The sequence below is a fragment of the Chryseobacterium sp. KBW03 genome, assembly GCF_003852415.1.
GTDB classification, from domain to species: Bacteria; Bacteroidota; Bacteroidia; order Flavobacteriales; family Weeksellaceae; genus Chryseobacterium; species Chryseobacterium viscerum.
Genome location: NZ_QAJO01000005.1, coordinates 770,938 through 789,694, shown reverse-complemented (window position 1 = coordinate 789,694; position 18,757 = coordinate 770,938). Strand labels below are relative to the sequence as shown.

The 18,757-nt window shown below is 35.8% G+C and carries 16 protein-coding genes and 1 other RNA gene; 9 read left to right on the top strand and 8 right to left on the bottom strand.

The window, feature by feature from the left end; all coding sequences use genetic code 11:
- Nucleotides 1-155: 155 nt before the first annotated feature.
- The 3 genes from DBR39_RS15090 to DBR39_RS15080 are packed head-to-tail and all read right to left on the bottom strand — an operon-like array spanning nt 156 to nt 3,001.
- Nucleotides 156-1,784, bottom strand: a complete 1,629-nt coding sequence (locus tag DBR39_RS15090) for an AMP-binding protein (protein ID WP_124534447.1) — start codon at nt 1,782-1,784, stop codon at nt 156-158.
- 58 nt (nt 1,785-1,842) lie between these two features.
- Nucleotides 1,843-2,517 carry a beta-carotene 15,15'-monooxygenase gene (locus DBR39_RS15085; protein ID WP_124534445.1) on the bottom strand — a complete coding sequence of 225 codons (675 nt, stop codon included), beginning with the start codon at nt 2,515-2,517 and terminating at the stop codon, nt 1,843-1,845.
- On the bottom strand, nt 2,510-3,001 hold the full coding sequence (locus DBR39_RS15080) for an RNA polymerase sigma factor (protein WP_124534443.1): 492 nt from the start codon (nt 2,999-3,001) through the stop codon (nt 2,510-2,512). Before DBR39_RS15080 ends, DBR39_RS15085 begins: the two co-directional genes overlap by 8 nt.
- A gap of 177 nt (nt 3,002-3,178) precedes the next feature.
- Here DBR39_RS15080 and rnpB point away from each other — a divergent pair.
- Nucleotides 3,179-3,503, top strand: an RNA gene (gene rnpB, locus DBR39_RS15075) — RNase P RNA component class A.
- An 81-nt stretch (nt 3,504-3,584) separates the two neighbouring features.
- On the opposite strand, the gene DBR39_RS15070 is transcribed toward rnpB, so the two are convergent.
- A complete protein-coding gene (locus DBR39_RS15070; protein WP_124534441.1) occupies nt 3,585-4,454 on the bottom strand; it encodes a polyphosphate kinase 2 family protein in 870 nt (289 codons plus the stop codon).
- Between the two features lie 225 nt (nt 4,455-4,679).
- The gene (locus DBR39_RS15065) at nt 4,680-5,144 is read right to left on the bottom strand and encodes a DUF1573 domain-containing protein (protein ID WP_124534439.1); all 465 of its coding nucleotides are present in this window, start codon (nt 5,142-5,144) and stop codon (nt 4,680-4,682) included.
- Between the two features lie 128 nt (nt 5,145-5,272).
- On the opposite strand from DBR39_RS15065, the gene DBR39_RS15060 reads away from it, so the two are divergent.
- From DBR39_RS15060 to DBR39_RS15035, 6 genes are all read left to right on the top strand, one after another.
- Nucleotides 5,273-7,888, top strand: a complete 2,616-nt coding sequence (locus DBR39_RS15060; RefSeq protein ID WP_124534437.1) for a valine--tRNA ligase — start codon at nt 5,273-5,275, stop codon at nt 7,886-7,888.
- A gap of 22 nt (nt 7,889-7,910) precedes the next feature.
- Entirely contained in the window at nt 7,911-8,522 is a 612-nt protein-coding gene (locus tag DBR39_RS15055; RefSeq protein WP_124534435.1) for a DUF3239 domain-containing protein, read from the top strand.
- Nucleotides 8,523-8,664: 142 nt separating this feature from the next.
- Nucleotides 8,665-9,300 carry a DUF4241 domain-containing protein gene (locus DBR39_RS15050; RefSeq protein WP_124534433.1) on the top strand — a complete coding sequence of 212 codons (636 nt, stop codon included), beginning with the start codon at nt 8,665-8,667 and terminating at the stop codon, nt 9,298-9,300.
- Between the two features lie 69 nt (nt 9,301-9,369).
- Nucleotides 9,370-10,260, top strand: a complete 891-nt coding sequence (locus DBR39_RS15045; protein WP_124534431.1) for a ribokinase — start codon at nt 9,370-9,372, stop codon at nt 10,258-10,260.
- 90 nt (nt 10,261-10,350) lie between these two features.
- Nucleotides 10,351-11,196, top strand: coding sequence for an alpha/beta fold hydrolase (locus DBR39_RS15040; protein WP_124534429.1), 846 nt, complete (start codon nt 10,351-10,353; stop codon nt 11,194-11,196).
- Nucleotides 11,193-11,837, top strand: coding sequence for an HD domain-containing protein (locus DBR39_RS15035; RefSeq protein ID WP_124534427.1), 645 nt, complete (start codon nt 11,193-11,195; stop codon nt 11,835-11,837). The genes DBR39_RS15040 and DBR39_RS15035 overlap by 4 nt, the downstream gene beginning before the upstream one ends.
- Here the strand turns inward: DBR39_RS15035 and DBR39_RS15030 are convergent.
- Entirely contained in the window at nt 11,834-13,078 is a 1,245-nt protein-coding gene (locus DBR39_RS15030) for a PorT family protein (protein WP_124534426.1), read from the bottom strand. The two genes, DBR39_RS15035 and DBR39_RS15030, sit on opposite strands and share 4 nt — an antisense overlap.
- A gap of 69 nt (nt 13,079-13,147) precedes the next feature.
- On the opposite strand from DBR39_RS15030, the gene DBR39_RS15025 reads away from it, so the two are divergent.
- On the top strand, nt 13,148-13,741 hold the full coding sequence (locus tag DBR39_RS15025; RefSeq protein ID WP_124534424.1) for a hypothetical protein: 594 nt from the start codon (nt 13,148-13,150) through the stop codon (nt 13,739-13,741).
- A gap of 45 nt (nt 13,742-13,786) precedes the next feature.
- Here DBR39_RS15025 and DBR39_RS15020 read toward each other — a convergent pair whose 3' ends face one another.
- Together DBR39_RS15020 and DBR39_RS15015 are read right to left on the bottom strand one after the other, a co-directional pair.
- On the bottom strand, nt 13,787-14,017 hold the full coding sequence (locus DBR39_RS15020; RefSeq protein ID WP_124534422.1) for a hypothetical protein: 231 nt from the start codon (nt 14,015-14,017) through the stop codon (nt 13,787-13,789).
- A gap of 177 nt (nt 14,018-14,194) precedes the next feature.
- Nucleotides 14,195-15,085 (bottom strand): DUF72 domain-containing protein, encoded by an 891-nt coding sequence (locus tag DBR39_RS15015; protein ID WP_124534420.1) that lies wholly within the window; start codon nt 15,083-15,085, stop codon nt 14,195-14,197.
- A gap of 352 nt (nt 15,086-15,437) precedes the next feature.
- Here DBR39_RS15015 and DBR39_RS15010 point away from each other — a divergent pair, with 352 nt between their 5' ends.
- Nucleotides 15,438-18,623, top strand: a complete 3,186-nt coding sequence (locus DBR39_RS15010) for a TonB-dependent receptor (RefSeq protein ID WP_124534418.1) — start codon at nt 15,438-15,440, stop codon at nt 18,621-18,623.
- Nucleotides 18,624-18,757 lie beyond the last annotated feature (134 nt).

Here is an 18,757-nt window from a genome sequence, read left to right as displayed (position 1 = left end):
TGTAGTTTATGTCGAAAAATATATGTCAAATTTATATTTAATTTAAAGTTTGATAGAGTGTCTGTTTTTCGTATTTTTCACTTATTCGTGTTTTAATAACTCTAATTTTTTTTTAAAAATCAGAGTTATTAATTTTTTTTCGACAAAATGCAGTTTTAGCTATGATTTTTTACATTTTCCATTCCCAATTCTCTCATAGAAACTTCCCGCATCTCCACCTTTCTTATTTTTCCGGAAATGGTCATTGGAAATTCATCTACAAACTTCCAGTATTTCGGGACTTTATAGTGGGCTATTCTTCCTTTGCAGTATTCATGAAGTTCTTCAGCGGTGATCGTAAATCCTTTTCTCACTTTTACCCAGGCCATTACTTCTTCCCCGTATTTTTCACTCGGAACTCCAATGATCTGAACATCCAGGATGTTGGTATACGTATATAAAAAATCTTCAATTTCTTTAGGCGAAATATTTTCTCCACCCCGGATGATGAGGTCTTTTATTCTTCCGGAAATAGTGATATAGCCATCTTCATCCATTACTGCCATATCTCCGGTATGCATCCAGCGGGCATCATCCAGTACTTTTTTCGTATTTTCAGGATCATTCCAGTATTTTAGCATCACAGAATATCCTCTTGTGCAAAGCTCACCATGCTCCCCGCGCTTCAGGGTTCTGCCATTTTCATCAATGATTTTGATCTCAAGATGATCCTGAACGGTTCCTACGGTTCCAACCTGTTTTTCCAACGGAGTTCCTATTAAAGTCTGAGTAGATACGGGTGAAGTTTCCGTCATTCCGTAGCAAATACTCATTTCTTTAATATTCATAAGGTTTTCCACCTTTTTCATGATTTCCGGCGGACATACTGAGCCAGCCATAACTCCGGTTCTTAAGCTTGAAAAATCATACTTTTCAAAATCTTTTACCGCCAGTTCAGCAATAAACATAGTAGGTACACCATACAGAGAGGTGCATTTTTCGTCCGAAACAGCTTTTAAGGTAAGATCGGGATCAAAACTGTCGTTGGGAATAACCATGCAGGCTCCATGGGCCGTACAGCACATATTTCCGATAATCATACCAAAGCAATGGTAAAAAGGAACAGGAATACAGACACGGTCTTTTTCAGTATATTTTAGCCTGATACCAATGAAATATCCGTTGTTTAAGATATTATGGTGGGAAAGAGTTACTCCTTTTGGGAATCCAGTAGTTCCTGAAGTATATTGAATGTTAACAGGATCGTCAAACTGTACATGTTCTTCAAAGCTGTGAAGGAATTCATCTGAAATATCCTGTCCGTTATTAACAAAATCTTCCCAGTTTTCATCAAAAAATATTTCATGTTCGAGGGATGGGCATACTTCTTTAGCATATTCCACCATTTCTTTATAATTGCTGGTTTTGAAGCTTAAAGAAGAAAAAATAAAACGAATTTCAGATTGATTAAGAACATACGTCAGTTCATGGGTTCTGTAGGCCGGATTGATATTCACTAAAATAGTTCCTATCCTCGCAGTGGCATACTGCAGAAGGACCCATTCATATCGGTTGGAAGACCATATCCCGATTCTGTCACCCGCTTTTGCTCCTAAAAGCAATAAGGCCTTTGCAACAGCTGTTGTTTGATTGTAAAATTCTTGGTAAGTAGCTCTGTAATTCTGATGAACACAGACTAATGCTTCCTGGTGGGGGTATTTTTCGACAGTCCTTTTAAGATTGGCTCCAATGGTCTGTCCTAATAATGGAACTTCAGAAGTTCCATAAACATAAGATAAGGGCATAGTTTAAGATTTGGTGGGCTAAAAATAATAATTATATCCCGAACTATGCCTATGAATATTAACTTTCCTGAGAATCTATCTCTTTAAGTTGTTTTAAATTTTTGTCAAGCTTTTTAATAATAGTACCATATACAAGTCGGTAATACAACCAGATCATGGATATAGCCAATAAGGTACTCACTACTATGCCTACGATAATAATGGTAAGATTAGAGCTGGTAGGCTGTATATTCTGAGAATTCAATGTATAGAAGATGAAAGCCGACAATACAAAGGTAAATGCAATCAAGAGTACAATACTGATGAGGATAAATGCATTGACGGTTGTTTTGAACTTAATAATTCGGGTGATAAGTCCCTTGAGGTTTTCCTCAATCTTTATTCTACGGTAATTCTGATAAAATTTTAGAACAAAATAAGCTGTGATCAACAAGCTTAAAACTTTTATCGCCAAATAAACATGACCGAAGTTGTTTTCTACTTCAGGTGCTTCCTGTGCTCCCAGTCTTTCCAACATTTTACGGAAACTTTCTGATTCCTCTTCCTGAAAAAAGTAAAACAGACCCAGTACAGAAAAGAAGAGGAATTCTACAACGCTGATCCAGAAAATATACTTGATGTAGTTGCGTGACTTTCTATTCAACATCTGGAGGATTTCCTTGTTGTCATATTTAGGCTGAACAGCTTGTTCCTGCCAGGTTTTCTTAAAGCTATCTAAATCAAATTCAGGCATATTTTTCCATCTGTTCTTTAAGGGTTTTCTTTAATCTGTTCATTTTCACGCGTGCATTGACTTCAGTGATTCCGAGGTTTTCTGCAATATCTTTGTAAGGCAGATCGTCAAGATACATCGTGACAATAGCTCTTTCCACATTAGGGAGAGTCTTGATTACAGTATACAAAAGTGATACCTGTTGCTGTTTTTCATCATCATCTTCCACAAAATCTTTGTAGTTGATGTCCAGTTCGTTGGTAGGCAGACTTTTGCTTTTTTTTCTAAAGAGGGTAATGGCTGTATTAAGCGCTACACGGTACATCCATGTGGAAATTTTGGAATTTCCTTTAAAGGAATCATAACTTCTCCAGAGCTGTAACACGATTTCCTGAAAAAGATCCTCTTCATCCTCCAGAGAATTGGTGTACAGACGCGATACTTTAATAATCAGTCCCTGATTATCCTTGATAAGCTGCGCAAATTCTTTTTCTCTGGAATCCATAGATATATAATGGCACGAAGATAATAATAAAGTGGTAATTGTTGAAAATTATAATTCAAAATCGTGAAAAGATAAAATTAAAAAAAATGAAGAATGAGTGAAATTCTGCTCTCCGTGTTCTTAGCTTCCTTTAGCTATTCACCTTTTTACCACAGAATTTATGTATCTTTGCCTCCGCGAGAAAATCGGCTTGTTGATTTCCTGTTTTGCAGGAGGTAGGAAAGTCCGGACACCATAGAGCAGCAAAGCGGATAACATCCGTCACCCGTGAGGGTAGGACAAGTGCAACAGAAAGCAAGTACAGTTCGGCTGTAGTGAAACCAGGTAAACTCTTTGCGGTGCAATGGTAAGTATATCGGTTCTTTTCAGTAATGGAAATAGGGGCGGCTCGTCCTGAAAACCGAGGGGTAATCAGCTCAAGTCTTGCAGCAATGTAAGGCGTAGATAAATAACAGGCACTTCTTCGGAAGTACAGAATCCGGCTTATAGATTTTCTCGTGATTTTTTGACTCAAAGAAAACAGAAGCTTGAAGTTAAAATAAACTTTTTTCTTCAAACTTCCATTCTTTATTTTTTCTTTGAACTATTCGCTTTCCAATTGTTTTTTTGCTTCCAGTAATTCCTGTTGGTCTTTATCAGAAACGGTAGGGTATTTAAGATTCATTTTTTCAAGGGTATCAATGATGATCTGTATAGCAGCAACTCTTGCAAACCACTTATTGTCAGCAGGAAGTACATACCATGGGGCATGATCCTTGGATGTCTCATTGATCGCGGTTTCATAGGCTTCCATATAGTGATCAAATAATGCTCTTTCCGGAAGATCAGCTGCGGAGAATTTCCAGTTTTTTTCCTGTTCATTGATTCTGTCCAGAAGTCTTTTCTTCTGCTCGTCTTTAGAAACATTTAAAAAGATTTTTACAACAGTTGTTCCATTCTGTGAAAGGTGTTTTTCAAAATTCCGGATACTTTCATATCTGTTTTCCCAGAACTTATTATCAAAGTCTTTTACAGAAGACCATGTTTTTTCACTTAAATTATATTCAGGATGTACTTTGCAGACCAAAACACTCTCATAATGGGAACGGTTGAAAATTCCAATCATTCCTTTCTGAGGCAATGCGAGATAATGTCTCCATAAAAAATCATGGGAATATTCTTTAGAACTTGGTGTTTTAAAGCTGGTCACATTACATCCTTGTGGATTTACCCCTCCGAAAACATGCTCTATCATACTGTCTTTTCCCGCTGCATCCATAGCCTGTAATACAACCAGAAGAGACTGGCTTCCGTCTGCATATAATTTTTCCTGCAGCTCACGAAGCTTTTCTTTCTCCTGAATAAGCATTTGTCCCCCTTCTTCTTTGGTGAGTTTTCCTTTATATGAGGTTGATGTTTTTTTAATGGAAAATTTTCCGTTTACCTTAAAGTCATCTGAGAAATTGGTGTCCATATATTTTTAAGATTAAAAATTAAAAAAATGTAGTTATTCAATTCAATAGGGATAGGCTTTAGCCCGCCTTAGAAATATATAAATATTCATAGAGCTTTAGCCAAAACTTAATCAGTGTATTCTGACATCTGCTGTCTATTTCCTACCACCTGCTACCTAATGAAACATAAATGTAATAAAAAAACCGCCTCTATTGAGACGGTTTTTTTATTTTTTGAGTAGAGATTAATTTGCAGCAGCCTTTTTAGCTAGTTTTGCAGCTTTTTTCTCAGCTTTTGCAGCTTCTTTCTGCTCAGCAGGAGTCAATACTTTTGGCTCAGGAGCGTTAGCGTCTACGTTACCTTTAATGTAAATTACACTTCTGTTATTTGCAGGGTCGTTAGAGAAAACCTCAATCATTTTGTTGAAAGGGCCAGGGATAGCAGTGTTGTATCCAACCTTGATCTTAGCAGATTTACCCGGCATAATAGGATCTTGGCTGAATTCAGGAGTTGTACATCCACAAGAAGGCTTTACATTTGAAAGAATCAATGGTTTGTCACCAGAATTCGTTACTGTAAAAAATCTTGTACCGTCAGCGTTAGGCTTAAGAGTACCATAATCGAAAGTCGTTTTATCAAATGTAATTGTTTGTGCAGATGCTAGAGCAAATGTCCCGAATAATGCAATTCCTGCAATTAGTTTTTTCATATTCTTGAATGTTAATACGTTTGTTAGATAAATTTTGCGAAACAAAGTTAAAAATTATTTTAATTCATGCTTAAAAATTTTTTTCTTTAGACTATTTTTGCAAATTGCAAGCCAAAGAAATAGAATTTATGCAGATTTCAGAAAAGTACAATCCACAGGAAACAGAACAGAAATGGTACAGCTACTGGCTGGAAAATAAGTATTTCCACTCAGAGCCTAATGACAAGCCACCTTATACAGTGGTAATTCCTCCGCCAAACGTTACGGGGATATTACACATGGGGCATATGTTGAATAATACCCTTCAAGATGTTCTGGTCCGTCGTGCAAGAATGCGCGGATTTAATGCCTGTTGGATTCCGGGAACAGATCACGCTTCAATTGCCACTGAAGCAAAAGTTGTTGCTAAATTGAAGTCTGAAGGAATCAATAAGTCGGATATTACCCGTGAAGAATTTTTAACCCATGCCTGGGACTGGACCAATAAATATGGAGGAACAATCCTTGAGCAGCTGAAAAAGCTGGGATGTTCATGTGATTGGGACAGAACCCGTTTCACTTTAGAAGATAAACTTTCGCAGCAGGTTATCAAAAGTTTTGTAGATCTATACAATAAAGGTTTGATCTACAGAGGCTACAGAATGGTAAACTGGGATCCGGAAGCGAAAACCAATATCTCGGACGAAGAAGTAATATTTAAAGAACAAAACGGAAAATTATATTTCCTTAAATATAAAATCGAAGGATCTGAAGAATTTATTTCGGTTGCAACGACGCGTCCGGAAACTATTTTTGGGGATACAGCTGTATGTATCAATCCTAATGATGAAAGATATGCTCATTTGAGAGGTAAGAATGTAATCGTACCGATCGTTGACAGAGTAATCCCGATTATTGAGGATGAATATGTTGATATTGAGTTCGGAACAGGAGCTTTGAAAATTACTCCTGCACACGATATCAATGACTACGAAATCGGGCAGAAACATCAGTTAAAGATGATTGATGCGCTGGATGATGATGGTAATCTTAATGAGCATGGTTTACATTATGCGGGGAAAAACAGATTTGACGTAAGAAAACAAATCGCTAAAGAATTAGAAGAAAAAGATCTTTTGCTTAAAGCTGAAGATTATGTAAATAAAGTAGGAACTTCTGAAAGAACAGGTGCTGTTATTGAGCCTAAAATTTCAGTACAGTGGTTCCTTAAAATGTCTGAAATGGCTAAACCGGCTTTGGACGTAGTAATGGATGATGAAGTAAAATTCTATCCTGAAAAGTTTAAAAATACCTACAAGTACTGGATGGAAAACATCCGTGACTGGAATATCTCCCGTCAGCTTTGGTGGGGACAGCAAATTCCTGCGTATTACTATGGAGAAGGAGACGAAGATTTTGTAGTAGCTGAAACGAAAGAAGATGCTTTAGAGCTGGCGAAACAAAAAACAGGAAATGCTGATCTTACGGTAGAAAATCTTAGACAGGATAATGATGCATTAGATACATGGTTCTCAGCATGGTTATGGCCAATGTCTGTATTTGAGGGGTTACTTGATCCTGAAAATAAAGACATCAACTATTATTATCCAACGTCTGACCTTGTTACCGGTCCGGATATTATTTTCTTCTGGGTAGCCAGAATGATCATGGCCGGATTGGAGTACAGAAAAGAAGTTCCGTTCAAGAATGTTTATTTTACAGGAATTGTAAGAGATAAGCAGAGAAGGAAGATGTCAAAATCTTTAGGAAATTCTCCTGACCCGATTGAACTAATGGATAAATATGGAGCAGATGGAGTTCGTGTAGGAATTCTATTGAGCTCTGCAGCAGGAAATGACCTTCTTTTTGATGAAGATTTGATGCTTCAGGGAAGAAACTTCATGACGAAGATCTGGAATGCATTCCGTTTGATCAACATGTGGAATCATGAAGATAAACCGGCAATTGCTACAGATCATCAGGCTATCGAATGGTTTGAAAACAAGCTTAATAAAACAATTGTTGAAATTAATGATCAGTTTGAGAAATTCAGAATTTCTGATGCCCTTCATTTGATCTATAAATTAATTTGGGATGATTTTTGTGGTTGGTATCTTGAAGCGATTAAGCCAAACTATGGAGAAGGAATTTCTAAAGAAGTGTATCATAAGACAATATATTTCTTTGAAGAATTGATGAAGCTGCTTCATCCTTTCATGCCTTTCTTAACGGAAGAGCTATGGCAGACTATTTCTGAAAGAAGTATGGATCAAGCTTTAGTTGTTGCTCAGCAGAAAGAAGCAGGTGCATTTGATGAAGCAATTATTAAAAACTTTGAAACCGCAGCAGAATTGATTTCCGGAGTTAGAAATTACCGTCAGACAAAAGGAATTTCACCAAGAGAAGCTGCTGAAGTATATACCAATGCTTCTGAATTTGCCAATGAAGCAGTAATAAGAAAGCTGGCTAATGTTTCTGAAATCCATTTTGGACAGAAAACAGATAAACCAAGTTTTACCTTCCTGGTTGGAGCCACTGAAGTTTCTATTCCTTTAAGTGAAAACTTAGATTTAGGAGAAGAAAAGGTGAAAACTGAAGAAGAATTGAAATATTTAAAAGGATTCTTAATTTCGGTGGATAAAAAGCTTTCCAATGAAAAGTTTGTTGCCAATGCGAAGCCGGAAATTGTAGAAATTGAGCGTCAAAAACAAAAAGATGCTCAGGATAAGATCGCGATCCTTGAAGAGAAACTGAAAAGTTTGTAAAATATTTAGTAATCCTTAAGATATGGAAGACAATAGGGATATTTTAACATTAGATAGTAGAACGGTTGCTTCAAACCCTGGAAGAGTTAGAGTAATGCCATTTGTATTGATAAAATACATCTATAAACCTATTTATTTGTTAATTGCTTTATTGTTTTCATTAGCTTTTGCATGGGATGTTTCATGGCTCTGGGGAGGATTTGCTTTTATTATTCTTTTACTGGTAAATATTTTTTATTGGAGAAGACAAAAAGAACATTTTAAACATGGAGATTCTAACGGAGCAGTAGTGATTTCTGAAAAACCTAAGATGATTGCTGTCACCACCAATTTATCCAAAGGTTTTGGAGGTAACTTTCCTGTCATAAAGGTTTTGCCTTATAAAGGAAAAGGTAAACTCAATGATAGGATAGGAACAGTTGCTCTTTATGAAAATTCTGAAGAAACACCCCATTGGAATGACTTTTTTCCAGTTCCTGTAGACTATGTTAATAATAATAAAGAGGAATTGAATGCTGTTTTGGAATCATATTCAGAAGAAAGCTGGGAAGTTTTGGAAAGCAGAATAAAGCAGCTAAAACAACCATATAGAGAAGGATTATTTAAAATATTTGATGAAACAAGCAGTTGGTAAAAAAATAGATATTTTTATCCTTGAAGAGAAACTGGAAAGTTTATAAAAAATCACCTAATAAAATAGGTTAATACGTCAAAATCTCAGGCTGGATACACGAATACAATTGTATCCAGCCTGATGGTTTAAAAGAATAAATACAATGACACATATAGAAAACATAAAAAAACTATTCTCGAAAGATTTTGTAGAAAGTCCGCTATTAGAAAGTTTTGCAGTAGGAAAGATCTATCTTTCCAGTGGAAAGCTGGTTACCTGTGATCCATTGATCACCAATGATATGCTTGCTTTCACTACAGAATTTCCTAAAGGAGATTTTTCTGTCATGTTACATAAAGAAAGAGAAAGTAATTGTGTGGCCTATGCCGAAATTATATTCAATAATTCTGAAATTAAAGAATGGAAAATGGCAACCACAGCAGGACAGAATATAAAAGACCTGGCAAAAGAAGAAGTTTTTGGATATCCTGTAGAAAGTGGAATGGGATGCTTCATGGATGTTGATACTCAAAATAGCCTCAATGAATTGGAGCAAAAGCTATACAACAATAAAGGGGGAGATTTCATGGGAATCTATGAAGAATTCTTTCATGATTATTTCTTTGATGAAAAAGGAGCTATTGACCAGTATGCTTTTCTAAAACCTGCAAAAGAACACCCGGGAACTATATTTGCTTTTGAGACCGGATATGGAGAAGGATTTTATGCCAGTTACATAGCATATGATAAAGATCAATCACCGGTAAAGATAATTACAGAATTTATTGAAATAAGTTAATTAAATTTAATTATTTTTGAGGTACCATTTTTGTAAAATATTAAACTTAAAAGAACAATATAAAACACAATGAACTTCTTATCAGAACAGCCCCGAATTATCGTTGTAGGCAGCTCATCTATTGACCTTGTCCTTGAAACCGAAAAACTTCCTTTACCAAATGAAACAGTTTTGGCTATTAATTCAGATAGCTATTTCGGAGGAAAAGGAGCCAATCAGGCAGTAGGTACAGCAAGATTGGGAGCAAGTGTGTACTTTATAGGATGTGTGGGAATGGATCCCCTTGGACAACAGATTATGAGAAATCTGGTGGGCGAAAATGTGAATGTAGGTTTTGTTCATGAAACAGATAAAGAATCTACAGGTACAGCTTATGTAACGACCTCTAATGGACATGCTGCTATTGTTGTAGTGCCGGCTGCGAATAAGCATCTCAGTAAAGCACATATAGATGAAGCGGAAAAATATTTTCATACCACGGATCTTGTGCTTGTGCAGCTGGAGGTTTCTATGGAAGTCGTAGAACACACTGTGAAAAAAGCTAAGCAATATGGTAAGAAGATAGGATTGTATGCTTCTCCTGCAATGAGAGTCAGCGAAGAAATCTTGGATAAAGTTGATTTTATTATTGCCAAAAGCAATGAATTATATGTTATTTTCGGAGAAGAAAAGAGAGAAGAAGTCCTTAAGAAATATTTCAATAAAGTTTTTGTAAGAGATGATACCAATTCAACCATTTATTTTGATGGGACAGAGATGAAATATTACAGAAATGATAAAGATGAAACTGTTTATAAAATGGGGATGGGAGATGCATTTACGTCAGGATTTGCCATAGCCCTCTGCCATGGGAATTCTATTGAAGAATGTGTGAAATTCGGAAATGAAGTTTCATCAAGAGTTTCTGGAGGCAAGGGATCTCAGACAGGGCTGCCAAGAATCTCAGATTTCTTTTCTTAAAGCTATTTACGACATATCAAAACTTTGAAACTTAACATAAAAATATAAGTAAAATGTCCACTTTTATAGTGGATTTTTTCTTTTTATACTATGGAAAAACTAATACTGACCACAGAAGACCATGTTCCCCTGGCTGTTCATCTTTTTATACCGGAAAAAAGCAATGGGAAGCTATTGCTGATCAATTCGGCAACAGGGGTGAAACAACAGGTCTATTTTTCCTTTGCGAGTTATTTTTCTGAACAGGGATTTACAGTAATTACCTATGACTATCGGGGGATAGGACTTTCCAAACCAGAAAATATGAAAGGGTTTCATGGTTCTATGAGGCTGTGGGGTTCAAAAGATTACAAAGCTTTAACCCAATATATCAAGGCGAATTTTAAAGACTACAGAAAATATTGTCTGGGGCATTCCGTAGGAGCATTAATTCTGGGAATGAATCAGGATTCTGAAATGTTTGAAGAATTTATTTTTGTAGGAACACAAAATGCTTTTGTAGGAAACCTTAAAGGAATTACAAAAATTGAAGCTTTTCTTGGCTTTGGAATTGCTCAGCCGGTAACCACTTCATTATTAGGATATTTTCCGGCACATTGGTTTGGGCTTGGAGAAAGTCTTCCAAAAAATTGCGCATATGACTGGAGAACCTTAATTTTAAACAAGAAATCAACCAACAGACTGTTGGAGAAAATTGATGACTACTCTAAAAATTTGATGCAGAAAGTATTTGTGATTCGGGCAGAAGATGATATCTGGCTCACAGAAAAAGGAGTGCTAAGCTTGCTGAATGATACCTATACTAATCTAAGACCCACCTACAGACTGGTGACCGTTTCAGAATCTGATAAAAAAGAAATCGGGCATGTCAATTTTTTTAGAAGTTACAACAACAAACTCTGGGATATTATTTTAAATGAATTGATAGATACATGAAAAGTACAATTGAAAACACAATAGCATTTGTAAAAGAAAAATTAGAAGGAGCAGAAGCAGGACACGACTGGTTCCATATTGAAAGAGTCTGGAAGCTGTCTGTCCAAATAGCAGAAACAGAGGTTTGTGATAAAGAAGTGGTAGAATTGTCTGCTCTTCTTCATGATATTGCCGATCCTAAATTTCATAATGGTGACGAAACCATTGCTCCTAAAATATCCAGAGAATTTCTTGAACAGCAGAATGTTTCTGAAGAAACCATCCAGAAGGTTTTATTTGTCATTGAAAATATTTCTTTTAAGAACAGAGATCAGGCACCTGTAGATCCGCCAATCGAGCTTAAAATTGTACAGGATGCAGACCGTATTGATGCAATTGGTGCCATAGGAATTGCCAGAACATTCAACTTTGGAGGTTTTAAGAATAACCTGATGTATCATCCCGATATAGAACCCAAATTGGGAATGTCGAAAGAAGAATATAAAAAATCTAACGGAACCACCATTAATCATTTCTATGAAAAACTACTCCTTTTGAAAGATATGATGAATACTGAGAAAGGCAAAAAAATGGCCGAAGAAAGACATAATTATATGCTGAATTTCCTCGACCAGTTTTATAAAGAATGGAATGTAGATTAGAAAATATTATATCCTATAATTAAGGAAATATATTTAAGGTCTGCAGAAGCAGCATTTCTTTTTTCATCCAGTAGATTAGTACTTGTATTGTATCTTGCTTCGATGCTGTATTTATTCTTATAGTTGAAGCCTACGCCAAATACTGCACTTTTAAAGCTTTGGGACGGAGATAATTGTAATTTGTCAAAAACCGTCCCATCATAATCTAAATCAATAGTTTCAGATGAGCTGGTTTTAATCGAAAGGACATTAATACCAGCATTGATAAAGATTTTTGAGTCATCATTGATAAACATATAATGTCTTAAGCTTAGCGGAAGACTGAAGAATGAATAATTCTCCATATGCATATTATATAAATTATCATTCGTTTTAATGGTTACTTTATTGTTGTAAAGAGAGAAGGTAGGTTCCAGAACTACTGACCATTTGTTTTTGTTGAACGGTAATACGATTTCTGCTTCTAGACCTATTCTTGCCCCTGTTTTAGAAGGTAAACCTTCATTACTGTAGGTTTCTGTGATTTTCAATGGAGAATAGAAATTAGCTCCCGGTCTTATGCTTAAATTGAATTTTGCTTTCTTTTTGCTTTCAGAGAAAGACTGTTCGTTGGAAGATGCTGGTCCTGAAAATTTACTGTTATATAAGCTGAATACTTTTTTTAGATCGCTTGCGGTATATTCTGTCTTTGCCGCTAAAGCTTTAGCATTGCTGTCATCAGAAAAAATGGTTTGCAGCTGATTGATATAATCATCATTGGTGGCAACCTGAGAACTGCTGCCGTTGAAATAATATTTTTTATAGATCAATGGCTGAATAGAAGAATCGGAATCTGAATAAAAATATCTTCCAAAATTTTGTTTCTGATAGAAATAAAGACTTTTATTACCCTTCACAACTTCCTTTAAAAAGACTAAGCCTTTTTTTAGTTCCGGAGCTTTATTGTTAGAAAGATCATCAAGATTATCTGATGAATAATCAATATCACCGTTGTAACTGATATATTTAATTTCATTATAGATGCCAAACTCTTTAATAGTATTTGGAGTACCGGTGTTTTCGGCTGAGTTTTCATCTGTCTTATAAACGAAATTGTCAGGAGTACTTACCCATCCCTGGTTTTTGATGAGTACCTCTTTTTTGACATTGTTACTGTTGATAATGTAGCCTTTTTCGAATTTTACCTGTGCGCAGATGAGTACGATACAAAAAGAAAGTAGTACCGATAGCGTTTTTTTCATGGTTAGTTAGAATTAAAAATTTGAGGGCAAATATAAATAAAATAGAGATAAGAAGTATCTTTGTAAAATATGACACTCATTATTTTTATAATATTTCTGGCATCAGTGCTTTCTTTGATCTTATTTAAGATAAAATCAGGAAGTATGGCGAAGTGGGCGAAGCTGTTTCGTATTGTAACAGTTGTTTTTTCAATCTCTGTTTTTACGTACTGGTTTATTAAGAAAAGTGCTGTGGCATTCGTGGACAATTCTGTAGGGCTGCAGGTAGTGAATAAACTTCCGCAGGCATTGGATTTTTACCTGATCAACGTAAATAAATCGGATAAAAATACAACCCTTGAACCCAAACATATTGGGAAAATACGTCCGGAATATTACAGAGTAGAATACCTGAAAATGGATAAATCCGATGAATACTGGATTGTAGGGTATCTCGGAAAGAAAAATCTTGTGTATTTTTCCCAACATTCCGTACCCAACAAAAATATTGATCAGATTGTGGAAGTACAGAACTACATCAACCAAAGTATGAAGCTTTCTGATGCGGCAAAAAAACAAGTGGATGCTTACAATTATGAGAATACAAAACTGGGGATATGGATTGCACTGGATTTCCTTCTTCTGTTTCTCAATCTGGTACTGCTTCTGAGAAAGAATAAATAATAAACGGTAATGAGGTTTTTGATACTCATTACCGTTTTTGTTTCTTTAGGGGTAATCCAGAATTTGCATAACCTGCTCCTTAAATTCTTCAGGACAGGATCTGATAATTTTGTCCTTATTCTGTTTACTAATCTTTTTCGGGGTGACCCATTCAATTTTATTAGAATTTAGACTGTGATGATCATATATTCTTTTTATAGTGTGATTTTCATAAAAAATATATTCATCACTAAGCCAGTTACCGGCAATACTGATTGTACAAATTTCCTTTTCCATGATTTATGTTTTAAAGCATAATGTTTAGTGAAATACATTACACTCTAATATACGAAATTTTTCTTTATGAAAAGGAGATGTCTGCTATTTAGAAAAAAAATAAAATAGGGTCTGTTTAATTTTTTATACTGAAATAAATTCTGTTTTTTTGAAGAATTGCTGCAAACTTTATATCATTTAAAAGAGGGTCCCTGTACTTTCGGTAGCCATTTGTGGAAGATGAATATCAGTTTTCCATTCTTCATTCAGTTTTTTGATAAAATAGGCCGATAATAAAGGAGATGCTTTTTCAATATTCTGATGTACGAAAAAGTAAAGATTCTGAAGACCTTCTTTTTTCCATTTTGTAAGATGCTTCAACCAGTCATCCAGTCTTTCATAATCACTTTCGGCATTCGCTCCCACGTATCGGATGAATGCATTGGGAGTTGTAAGGCGCATATGAAGCATATCTCTTCTTCCGGCAGTATCTACGATGATATTGGTGATATGATGAGCTTCAAAAAGTTCACAGGTTGTATTAAGGATTTCCTCATTGGTAAACCATTCTGTATTTCGGAGCTCGATTGCTAACGGAACTTCTTTAGGCCATTCCTTTACAAATTTTTCCAGCCTGTCATAGTCCTTTGGTTTAAAATTATCATGAAGCTGAAGGAAAGCCATTCCCAGTTTTTCATCAAAATTCATAACAGCGGAGGCAAAATGAGTCACCGGATCAGTCACATCAATCAACCTTCTGAAATGAGAAACCGTATTGGTGATCTTGGGGAAAAATTTGAAATTTTCCGGAGTTTTTTCTTTCCATGTTTTTACCTGATCAGGAGTTGGCATTCCGTAGAAAGTGGCATTCAGTTCAATAGAATTAAACTGAGTGGCATAATAAGTCAACTCATCTTTGGTCCCTTTAGGATAAAATCCTTTAAGGTCGGTTTTGTTCCATTTAGCACATCCGATAGAAATGTTTTCCAGTCCTTTTTTATTAAGAGCCAGCATTTCCTTGGTTTTAGGATGGTCTTTAGGTAATGTGAAATCTATTTTTGAAGGGTCTTCTACTTGTCCGAATTTCATATCTGTAGTTTTGGTATTAAACAATAAACACAAATATAAACCAAAAATCTCAGAGCATTCTATGATTTCCAGGGAAAGTAATTGCTATGTGAAATGATGGTCTTGCTACAAATTTGTAAAGTTATATAACTTACCCGAATGGTATTTTTTATCTTCTTACATATGCTCGGAAAGCTTGAAAAACCTAATAATTTTTAATTTTTTATAGGATTTTTTTTAAGTCTGTCACTATGTTTCTATTAAGTTTTTTTTAAGGAAATGTTAAACATTCTGTTACGTAATGTTAATTCTATGTTACCATACTTCATTTTTACTAGATCTAATTTTACACCAAGTTTATAGCGAATAAAATATGAAGAAAAAAATCATCTGTGCTTTTGCTCTGTTATCGTTTGGGTTTGCATTTTCACAGGAAACCAGTTCTAAAATTTTTGGAAGATTAAAGGGGATTTCTTCCGAAGTTACAGTAAAGGTAATACACCTTCCTACCAATAGTACCTTTGAAACGAAAAGTAACAGCAAGGGGCAGTTCAGTTTGGATAATCTTCAGCCGGGAGGACCTTATAAAATTGAAATTTCTGACGGATCACAGGTTATTTATGAAAACCCGAATCTACAGCTTTCTTTAGGGAGTAATGACTTACCTGTAGTAGATGTGGGAAGTAAAGAAAAAACAATTGATGAGGTAAAAATTACTTCTAAAAAGACCACTGCAAAATATGGGGTGGGAATCAGCCAGGCTCAGATTTCAGGTCTTCCGAATATCAACCGTGGAATTCAGGATGTTACGAAACTGGTTCCTCAGAGTGCTAACAACTCTTTCAACGGGACCAATTTCAGATACAATAATGTGACGATAGATGGTTCTATTAATAATGATGCTATTGGCTTTAGTCCTTCGTTAGGAGGGCAGACGGGGAGCTCAGGGATGCCTGGAAGCAGTACACGTTCCAATTCTATAAGTCTGGATGCCATTCAGGATGTACAGGTTTATATCGCTCCGTATGATGTGAAGCTCGGAAATTTCCTTGGAGGAAGTATCAATGCGGTAACACGAAGCGGGAGTAATGATGTTACAGGATCTATCTATGCTTACGGAAGAAATGCTGCGATCACCGGTAACAACAGAGTAGGAGATAACTCTAAAATGCCCAAAGATTTTGAAGATTTTATTTATGGTGGAAGAGTAGGTCTGCCGGTTGTAAGGGATAAAGTATTCCTGTTTACAAACCTGGAATATACGAAAAGAACAGATCCGGTATTCTATAATGCCAATGATCCGGGAGCACTCGTCAATGAGCAGGTGGCTCAGCAGATTTCAGATTTTGTACGGAATAAATATGGTTTCAATGTAGGAAGCTTTAATCAATACAATAACTTCTCTGAAAGTTCTAAACTTTTCAATAAGTTAGATTGGAAGATTAATGACAAGCATACTTTATCCATTAAAAACAATACAGTATTTTCACAGGCGTCCAATCTTGAAAGAGACGGGGCCAACTTTAGGTTCTCCGGTATGGATTTTATTCAGAAAAATACAGCATCCACTACCACACTTGAATTAAAAAGCCGCTTTAATGATAAATGGAGCAACAATTTAGTCGTAGGATATTCTTCTATTCATGATTATAGAGATCCTACTTCCGGCAATGCTATGTTTCCACAGGTGGAAATTGCTTATAATGGAGGAACAATTCTGTTAGGAAATGACAGAGAAGCTACTGTTTTCAATATGAAACAGAAAACGTTTGAAATTACAGATAATCTTACCTATAAAAAAGGAAATCATACTTTCTTATTAGGAACTCACAATGAGTTGTACAATATCAATTATGGTTTTGTAAATGCGTTGAACGGAAGAATTTCCTATAAAAATCTGACCGATTTTTATAATGGCACACCTGCAAGGATAAGAGGAACCTACCCATTTAACGGAGACAGCAGACAAACGCTTTTTGATAATCCTTATGCACAGTATAAAGTGAATCTGCTTTCCCTATATCTTCAGGATGAAATCAACTGGGGAAGAGTAAGACTTTCACCGGGAGTAAGAGTAGATTATACAGATTTACCGAATAAACCGCAGTCGAGCCCATTGGTAAATAATTCTCCTCAGGATCCTAACTATGGAAATACCTATAATTATACTCCGCTGAGCCAGCTTACGAATAACTATCTGAATAAACCAACTTTCTCTCCAAGACTTGGATTTAATATTGATCTTACAGAAGACAGATCTATGGTGCTAAGGGGAGGATCTGGAATTTTTGTGGGAAGAATTCCGTTTGCCTGGTTAGGATATGCTTACTATAATGATGGAGTAGGTTTTGGAAGTTATGACTACAATGCTCCTACTGCAGGACAACTTGCGACTAACGGAGATCCTTTAATGAGTTCTAATTTCCCAAAATGGCAGAATTCCTCAAAAGTACAGGTAGACCTTGTTGATAATAACTTTAAAATGCCAAGAGTGTGGAGAAGTTCCTTAGCTTTCGATTATACGCTTGCAGGGTATAAACTGACTTTGGAAGGTATTTATACAAAAGTGCTTTATGATCTGAAATTCCAGCAGGTGAACAAGACAGACAACGTGACGTATTACAGTTATGATACGAATCATGAAATGCCGATCTATACTACAAATATCAATAGCAATTTCTCTAATGCTTATCTTTTATCCAACACTAAAGAAGGATACCGTTACAACCTGACGGCTCAGCTGTCAAAGTCGTATAACTTCGGATTCAATTTCTTTGTGGCATACACTTATGGTGATGCTAAAGATATTACCAATGGTATCAGAAACTCCATGGAAAGTAACTGGCAGATGAACCAGTCTCTGACTCCTAATGATCCGAAGCTGACCACTTCTAATTTCGCCATCAAAAACAGAGTGGTAGCCAATCTTGGGTATACCTTTACTATTTCTGATTCCAACAGGTTATATACCAACGTATACTTCAATGCACAATCAGGAAATCCTTTCTCCTGGGGATTTGTGAACAGTACTATTGCCAATACGGGACAGGCTGCGGGACTTGCCTATATCTTTAAAGATGCGACAGAAGCTTCCAAATATATTGTTCCTATAAAAGATGCTGCAGGAAACGTAGTGGTTACTGCCCAACAGCAGATTGCAGATTATGAAAACTTTGTCAACAGCAATGATTATCTGAAATCCAGACGAGGGAAGTTTACGGAAAGAAATGGTGATGTTACCCCTTGGAATATTCAGGCGGATATCAGAATTATGGATGAAATCAGATTGAGTCCGAAGTCTAAGAACAATATTCAGATCTCATTGAGCATCATCAATTTTACCAATCTGTTAAACAAAGACTGGGGTAAAGTGTACTTTGTGCCTAATACCTTCAATTCCACAGCGAGTGTCGGGTTGACAAAAGTTGGAAATGTATCAACAGGACAGCCTTCAGCGGGAGATCCTACCTACAACTTTAAAACACCTGGTTTGCCTTATACCATAGATCAGTTTGCCTCAAGATTCCAGGCGCAGCTGGGTGTTCGGTATAATTTTTAATAACGCTTTTAATTTTACTTCATATAATTCTTTTTCAAAGGTTCGGATTTTCTTTCCGGACCTTTTTTATGAATGATAAATGGTAAAAGATGATTTTTGAATGTAAAATGATATCAGTTTACTTTTTTAAAACA